The organism is Streptomyces sp. NPDC091377 (assembly GCF_044757045.1).
GTDB lineage: Bacteria > Actinomycetota > Actinomycetes > Streptomycetales > Streptomycetaceae > Streptomyces.
The window spans coordinates 149105-156311 of the sequence record NZ_JBIVUE010000019.1 but is presented as its reverse complement, the minus strand read 5'-3'; the positions used below and the strand labels follow the sequence as shown (position 1 = coordinate 156311).

At 69.5% G+C, this 7207-nt stretch carries 6 protein-coding genes and 1 pseudogene; 1 reads left to right on the top strand and 6 read right to left on the bottom strand.

Annotated features, from left to right (window positions below):
* From ACIQNG_RS32085 to ACIQNG_RS32070, 4 genes and pseudogenes are all read right to left on the bottom strand, one after another.
* Positions 1-174: pseudogene (locus ACIQNG_RS32085) on the bottom strand (ABC transporter); the annotation flags it as partial.
* A 371-nt stretch (positions 175-545) separates the two neighbouring features.
* Positions 546-971 carry an SHOCT-like domain-containing protein gene (locus ACIQNG_RS32080; protein WP_401489851.1) on the bottom strand — a complete coding sequence of 142 codons (426 nt, stop codon included), beginning with the start codon at positions 969-971 and terminating at the stop codon, positions 546-548.
* 84 nt (positions 972-1055) lie between these two features.
* Positions 1056-1313 (bottom strand): hypothetical protein, encoded by a 258-nt coding sequence (locus ACIQNG_RS32075; RefSeq protein ID WP_401489849.1) that lies wholly within the window; start codon positions 1311-1313, stop codon positions 1056-1058.
* A complete protein-coding gene (locus ACIQNG_RS32070; RefSeq protein ID WP_401440108.1) occupies positions 1313-1675 on the bottom strand; it encodes a DUF2089 domain-containing protein in 363 nt (120 codons plus the stop codon). Before ACIQNG_RS32070 ends, ACIQNG_RS32075 begins: the two co-directional genes overlap by 1 nt.
* Before the next feature lie 185 nt (positions 1676-1860).
* On the opposite strand from ACIQNG_RS32070, the gene ACIQNG_RS32065 reads away from it, so the two are divergent.
* A complete protein-coding gene (locus tag ACIQNG_RS32065; protein ID WP_401489847.1) occupies positions 1861-2682 on the top strand; it encodes a hypothetical protein in 822 nt (273 codons plus the stop codon).
* Positions 2683-2687: 5 nt separating this feature from the next.
* Here the strand turns inward: ACIQNG_RS32065 and ACIQNG_RS32060 are convergent, their stop codons facing one another.
* The gene (locus ACIQNG_RS32060; RefSeq protein ID WP_401440112.1) at positions 2688-2870 is read right to left on the bottom strand and encodes a DUF6104 family protein; all 183 of its coding nucleotides are present in this window, start codon (positions 2868-2870) and stop codon (positions 2688-2690) included.
* A gap of 173 nt (positions 2871-3043) precedes the next feature.
* Entirely contained in the window at positions 3044-6892 is a 3849-nt protein-coding gene (locus ACIQNG_RS32055) for a multifunctional oxoglutarate decarboxylase/oxoglutarate dehydrogenase thiamine pyrophosphate-binding subunit/dihydrolipoyllysine-residue succinyltransferase subunit (protein ID WP_401489844.1), read from the bottom strand.
* Positions 6893-7207 lie beyond the last annotated feature (315 nt).

Genomic DNA, 7207 nt, shown 5'->3' with positions numbered 1-7207 from the left:
GGCGCCGTTGGGTCCGAGGAGTGCGAACACGGATCCGGCGGGGATGTGGAGGTCGATACCGTCCAGGACGGTCTTCTCGCCGTACGACTTACGCAACCCGAGAGCGGAAATGGCGGCCGGTGCCGTCGGGCCACCACCGGCTCGGCTGGGCGTGGGCATGACAGATGAAGGCATGGAGCCCTCCCGTTCGAAGGGTGGAGTGGTGAAGGGCGAAGGGTGTCGTGAAGAAGGGTGTCGTGAAGAAGGGTGAGGTGAAGAGGGCGCGGGAGTCGGCGGAGCCGTTGCTCAGGCCCGGAACGCGGCGCACCTCGACGGCGGCCGGTGAGGAGAGTGAGACGGGCGCTCGCGGCCCTGTCAGGCTCGATCGCGGCGGGCTCGCCGGAGAAGACGCCACCCGTGGAAGACGTCACTCACAAAGAGGTCAGTGACACAAGACGTCACTGACAAAGACGTCACGGACAAAGACGTCACGGACAAAAGACGTCAGTGACAAAGAGGCCAGCGGCAAAGACGTCAGCAGCAAAGACGTCAGCGGTAAAGAGACGTCACTCGCAGAAGACCTGCACCTTGCCGTCGGCGCTGTCGATGTCGACGGTGATGTCGTCCAGATGCTCGACCAGTTCCTCCAGGTGCTGCGGCTTCAGTTCGGTGAGGTCGATCGGGACCCCCGCCTTGCTCAGTTCCGCGTTGGCCCTGGTGAGCGCCTGCGGCGGCACGAGGCTCGCGAGCCGGACCCCGGCACGCAGGAGTTGGAGCGGGACCTGGATGTTGATGCGGGTCGGTGCGTCGCTGTCCTCCTCGGAGAACACCACCAGCCGCAGGTACTTGGGCCGTGCCTTCGGGCGGAGCGCGGCCCCCGGCGGCGGCTCGGGCTGGTCCCGTTCGAGGGCGCTGATCAGCCGCTCGGCCTCATCCGCGGTGATCTTGCCGTCGGCCAGCATCTGCAGGACCTGGCGGCGCTGCTCGTTCATGGTCGTTCCCCTTCCCTTGGATCCTCGGGTTTCTTCGATTCCGCTGCTTTCCCGGCCCCCGGCCCCGGGCCGATGCCGCCAGTGTCAGCGGACGCTCACCAGCACGGCCGTTCCCCCCTGCTCCAGCTCGAACCGGGTGCCGGGCAGCGCCCACAGCGCGCGTCCCGCCCCGCGCAGCGCGCCCCCCGGACTCACCTGGAAGACGCGGCAGGCGATCAGTCCGCCCAGTACGGCGAGCAGCAGCAGCGGTGACAGCACCAGCAGCACCGGCAGGACGGGGACGTACAGCCGCTTCCAGCGGCCGTCGGGACGGCGACGGCGTACCGTCACCAGTTGCGGCATCACCGGGACCTGTCCAGCTCGGTCAGCGCCTCCTCGGCGCTGATCTCCCCCCGTTGCAGGCGGTCGAGCACATCGGCGCCGGCGGGTGCCGGGTCGGTGTCGACGAAGTCGAGGTGCTCGGCGATGCGCTTGAGGCGGGACTTGACCGTCGGGTAGCTGACCCCGAAGATCCGCTCCATCTCCTTGATGGAGCCGTGGGACCGGACGAACGCGGCGACGAACACCTGGTCCTCGATGCCGAGCTGGGCCAACTGCGGCGGCTCGAACTGCCCCTCGATCGCGACACCGCTGTCGGCCAGGCGGACCCGCTCGACCACGAACGGCCGCCCTTGCGTCAGGTCGGTCAGCTCCTGCCAGTCCACCCTCGGCTCCTCACACTCGGCGACTGTCTACGATTCCTTTGTACCTTGAGATTTTTGAGATCTCAACTCCCAGTCCTTAATTTTTTCAAGGTAGACCTTGAAGTCGTGGGTTCGAGGTCGGATCACCCCCTCGCTCGTGGCGCCTTATGCCGCTTAACCGGACAAATTGCCCTAGCGTGTGAACCATGCCGTCGGAAGAGAACGCTCCGGGCGCCCTGCTGGTGTGCCGCGCCCCCGCCGACTCCGTCGCCCCCGTGGCCCATCTCCTCAACGAACCCATGCTGCTGACGGCGGCGGGGCAGGAGTGGAGTGTGCTCGTGCCCGAGGGGCGGCCCTGGTCCGACGGGGCGGAACCCGTCGACCGGGTGGCCACCGGCTGGGCCACCGCGCTGGCCGTGGGCGCCCCCTGGCCCGTTCTCGCGCTGTGGTGGGACGCGGACCGCGTCGGCTACACCCTCGCCGTCGGCTTCCGCCGCCCCGTCGGCTACGTCTGGCTCACCGACGGCACCCCGGTCGGCGAGGACGAGGCCATGCGCACCTTCGCCGCCCGGCTGGGCCTCGACCCGGTGCTCGACGTCCAGTCCCTCGACCGGCTCGCCGCGCCGGACTCCGAGGCCGACGCCCGCGCCCGGCTGCTCGGCCTGGTCGCGATCCTCTCCCGCACGGGCGTCGCCCTCCCCGCCGGTCTCACCCCGGGCGCGTCCAGTGCCGAGCTGAGCGTGGCGGCCCGCGCCCTGCCCGACGTACGGCAGATCGACTGGGCCACCCTGCGCCGGACGGCCCGTACGGAACTGGAGGCCGTCCAGGAGGGACCGCTCGGCCCCTATCTCCCCTGGTCCGGGCGGCCCGAGGCCCGGCTCCTCGCCCTCGCCGAGGTCGTCGCCGGGCTTCCCCTGGTCGTCCACGGCCTACGGCGGCGCAGGGCGGGCCTGCTCAGCGCGGGCGCCCTGCTGCTCGCCCACGGCGCGCTGGGACTGTCGTACGGCCTGACCCTCCCGCGGGACTGAACCGGCTACGCGTCGTCGTCCTCGTCGTCCAGCCGTGCCAGCCAGGTCGCGAGCCGCTCCACCGGCACCTCGAAGTCCGGGTTGAGGTCCACGAACGTCCGAAGCTGCTCGGCGAGCCACTCGAAGGTGATCTCCTCCTCGCCGCGCCGCTTCTCCAGCTCCTCGATACCGCGGTCGGTGAAGTACATGGGGTCGCTCTCCTGCGTGCTCTACGGGACGGTCGTGCCGTTCCCAGCCTACGGAAAGGCCCGGCCCCGGAAATCTCCGGGACCGGGCCTCACCCTGTCCATCGCGCTCAGCGGTCAGCAGCCAGCAGCCAGCGCCCAGCGCTCAGCAGCCAGCTGATCGCGGTCTCAGCGGTTCACGCCTCGAACACCTCGCGCACCAGCTGCTCCTGCTCGGCCTGGTGGCGCTTGGCGGAGCCGACCGCCGGGGACGAGCCGTGCGGGCGCGAGATCCGGCGCAGGCGCTCGCCGTGCGGGACGTCGGCGCCGACGGCCAGGTCCAGGTGGTCGATCAGGTTGAGGGCGATGAAGGGCCAGAAGCCCTGGTTCGCCGGCTCCTCCTGCACCCACAGGTACTTCTCGGCGTTCGCGTACTTCTTGATCTCCGCCTGCAGCTCGGCACCCGGCAGCGGGTACAGCCGCTCGATGCGGATGATCGCCGTGTCCGTGACCCCGCGCTTGCGGCGCTCGGCCTCCAGGTCGTAGAAGACCTTGCCCGCGCAGAAGACGACCTTCTTCACCGCCGCCGCGTCGACACTGTCGTCGCCGATGACCGGGCGGAAGTGACCCGTGGTGAACTCCTCCGCCTTCGAGGCAGCGGCCTTCAGACGCAGCATCGACTTCGGGGTGAAGACGACCAGCGGCTTGTGGTGCGGGTTGTGCACCTGCCACCGCAGGAGGTGGAAGTAGTTCGACGGGAGGGTCGGCATGGCGACCGTCATGTTGTTCTGGGCGCAGAGCTGGAGGAACCGCTCCGGGCGGGCCGAGGAGTGGTCCGGGCCCTGGCCCTCGTAGCCGTGCGGCAGCAGCAGGACCACACCGGAGGTCTGGGCCCACTTCTGCTCGGCCGACGAGATGAACTCGTCCACGACCGTCTGCGCGCCGTTGACGAAGTCGCCGAACTGCGCCTCCCACATCACCAGCGCGTCCGGGCGGGCCAGCGAGTAGCCGTACTCGAAGCCCATGGCCGCGTACTCGGAGAGCAGCGAGTTGTAGACGTTCAGCCGGGCCTGGTCCTCGGCGAGGTACTGGAGCGGGGTGTACTCCTCGCCGGTCTGCCGGTCGATGATCACCGCGTGGCGCTGGCCGAAGGTGCCGCGCTGGGAGTCCTGGCCGGCGATCCGGACCGGGACGTTGTCCAGCAGCAGCGAGCCGATCGCGAGGGTCTCGCCCATGCCCCAGTCGATGGTGCCGTCCTCGACCATGGCCGCCCGGCGCTGGAGCTGCGGAAGCAGCCGCGGGTGGACGGTGATGTGGTCGGGGACGTTGACCTGGGACTCGGCGATCCGCTTGACGACCTCGGTGGAGACGGCCGTGGAGACCTGGACCGGGAACTCGGCCTGCGGGTCCGGCGTCTCGACCGCGGCCGGCTGCGAGGTGGCCTCGCGGACCTCGGTGAAGACCTTCTCCAGCTGGCCCTGGTAGTCCTGGAGCGCCTGCTCGGCCTCTTCCAGGGTGATGTCGCCGCGACCGATCAGGGACTCGGTGTAGAGCTTGCGCACCGAGCGCTTCTTGTCGATCAGGTCGTACATCAGCGGCTGGGTGAAGGCCGGGTTGTCCGTCTCGTTGTGACCGCGGCGGCGGTAGCAGATGAGGTCGATCACCACGTCCTTGTTGAACGCCTGACGGAACTCGAAGGCGAGCCGCGCCACGCGGACCACGGCCTCCGGGTCGTCGCCGTTCACATGGAAGATCGGGGCCTCGATCATGCGGGCCACGTCCGTCGCGTACATCGAGGAGCGCGAGGACTCGGGGGCGGCGGTGAAGCCGACCTGGTTGTTGATGACGATGTGGACCGTGCCGCCGGTGCGGTAGCCGCGCAGCTGCGACATGTTCAGGGTCTCGGCCACCACGCCCTGGCCCGCGAAGGCCGCGTCGCCGTGGATCGCCACCGGCAGCACCGTGAAGTCGGTGCCGCCCTTGTTGATGATGTCCTGCTTGGCGCGCGAGACGCCCTCCAGGACCGGGTCCACGGCCTCCAGGTGGGAGGGGTTCGCGACCAGGGAGACCTTGATCTGCTCGCCGTCCAGGCCGGTGAAGGTGCCCTCGGCGCCCAGGTGGTACTTCACGTCGCCGGAGCCGTGCATCGACTTCGGGTCGAGGTTGCCCTCGAACTCACGGAAGATCTGCGCGTACGACTTGCCGACGATGTTGGCGAGGACGTTGAGCCGGCCGCGGTGGGCCATGCCGACGACGACCTCGTCCAGCCGGGACTCGGCGGCCGAGTCCAGGACCGCGTCCAGCAGCGGGATGACGGACTCGCCGCCCTCCAGGGAGAACCGCTTCTGTCCGACGTACTTCGTCTGGAGGAAGGTCTCGAAGGCTTCGGCGGCGTTCAGGCGGCGCAGGATGCGCAGCTGCTCCTCGCGCTCCGGCTTGGTGTGGCCGCGCTCGACCCGGTCCTGGATCCACTTGCGCTGCTTGGGGTCCTGGATGTGCATGAACTCGATGCCGGTGGTGCGGCAGTACGAGTCGCGCAGCACGCCGAGGATCTCGCGCAGCTTCATCAGGGACTTGCCCGAGAAGCCGCCGACGGCGAACTCGCGCTCCAGGTCCCACAGGGTCAGCCCGTGCTCGGTGATGTCGAGGTCGGGGTGCTTGCGCTGGCGGTACTCCAGCGGGTCGGTGTCGGCCATGACGTGGCCGCGGACCCGGTAGGAGTGGATCAGCTCGAAGACGCGGGCGGCCTTGGTGACGTCGTCGTCGTGGCTGGCGTCGATGTCCTTGAGCCAGCGGACCGGCTCGTAGGGGATGCGCAGGGCCTCGAAGATGGCGTCGTAGAAGTCGTTCTGGCCGAGGAGCAGGTTGGCGACCTGGCGCAGGAACTCGCCGGAGGCGGCGCCCTGGACGACCCGGTGGTCGTAGGTCGACGTGAGGGTCATGACCTTGGAGATGCCGAGCTTGTTCAGGGTGTCCTGGGAGGTGCCCTGGAACTCCGCCGGGTAGTCCATGGAGCCGACGCCCATGATCACCGACTGGTTCGGCATCAGACGCGGCACCGAGTGGACCGTGCCGAGGCCGCCGGGGTTGGTCAGGGAGACCGTGACACCGGTGAAGTCGGCCATGGTCAGCTTGCCGTCACGGGCGCGGCGGACGATGTCCTCGTAAGCCTGCCAGAACTCGAAGAAGTTCAGCGTCTCGGCCTTCTTGATCGCCGCGACGACGAGCTGGCGGTCGCCGTTGGGCTTGACCAGGTCGATGGCGAGACCGAGGTTGACGTGCTCCGGCTTGACCAGGGTGGGCTTGCCGTCCTTGAGCTGGTAGGACCAGTTCATCGACGGCATGGCCTTGATGGCCTGCACCATCGCGTACCCGATGATGTGCGTGAAGGAGATCTTCCCGCCGCGGGCGCGCTTGAGGTGGTTGTTGATGACGATGCGGTTGTCGAACAGCAGCTTCACCGGGACCGCGCGGACCGAGGTGGCCGTCGGCACCTCCAGCGAGGCGTCCATGTTCTTCACGACCGCGGCGGCCGGGCCGCGCAGCGTCTGCAGCTCGGGACCGGCCGGGGCCTCGGCGGCCGGCGCCGCGGCCTTGGCGGCCGGCTGGGCGGGCGCGGCGGGTGCCGCGGGCTTGGCCGGAGCCGGAGCCGGAGCGGCCTGCGTGGCCGGAGCGGCCGACGCGGGTGCGGCGGCAGCGGCGGCGGGCTGCTTGGGGGCGGCCTGAGCCGGAGCCGGGGCGGCGGGCGCGGCCGGGGGGGCCGCCTGCGGGGCGGGAGCCGGAGCCGGGGCCGTCGCTGTGGTGGGGGTCTCCGCGGCGGCCGGAGCCGCGGTACCCGCCGCGGCCGGGGCGGCAGGGGCCCCCGGCTTGTAGTCGGCGAAGAAGTCCCACCAGGCACGGTCTACCGAATTCGGGTCCTGGAGGTACTGCTGATAGATCTCGTCGACGAGCCACTCGTTCGGACCGAACGCGGCAGCGGGATTGTGGCCCGCTTGGTCGGCGTCGGTCGAGATGCTCGATGCGTTACTGGGGGACTGTGGCGACACGGCGGCAACCGCCCTCTTCCGCTTCACAAGGTGATGGGACAGCGGGAATTAAGGCTACGCCCCCAAGACCGCCAAGGTCAGGTCGGGCCCGTTCAACGTCGCGCAAGTCACATCCGAAGCCGTGTTTCGGGGCTGGAAATGGCGGGAAACAAACGTGATTCAGCTGGTGGAGGAAGGGGTGACCTCAGGTTCGGCGTCGTGTCGCGCGCGAACCTGCGACGGCTCTCGCGGGCCGCGGCCCCGTTCGTGACGGGGGCTCGGACCGGCCCTAGCGGGATCTTGGGCGTCCTGTATCGGACTTTGAACGTCCCGTAC

Excerpts from the sequence above, each read along its gene's own strand:
- ACIQNG_RS32080 (WP_401489851.1), bottom strand. The coding sequence starts at position 971 with ATGAACGAGCAGCGCCGCCAGGTCCTGCAGATGCTGGCCGACGGCAAG.
- ACIQNG_RS32075 (WP_401489849.1), bottom strand. The coding sequence starts at position 1,313 with ATGCCGCAACTGGTGACGGTACGCCGTCGCCGTCCCGACGGCCGCTGG.
- ACIQNG_RS32065 (WP_401489847.1), top strand. The coding sequence starts at position 1,861 with ATGCCGTCGGAAGAGAACGCTCCGGGCGCCCTGCTGGTGTGCCGCGCC.
- ACIQNG_RS32060 (WP_401440112.1), bottom strand. The coding sequence starts at position 2,870 with ATGTACTTCACCGACCGCGGTATCGAGGAGCTGGAGAAGCGGCGCGGC.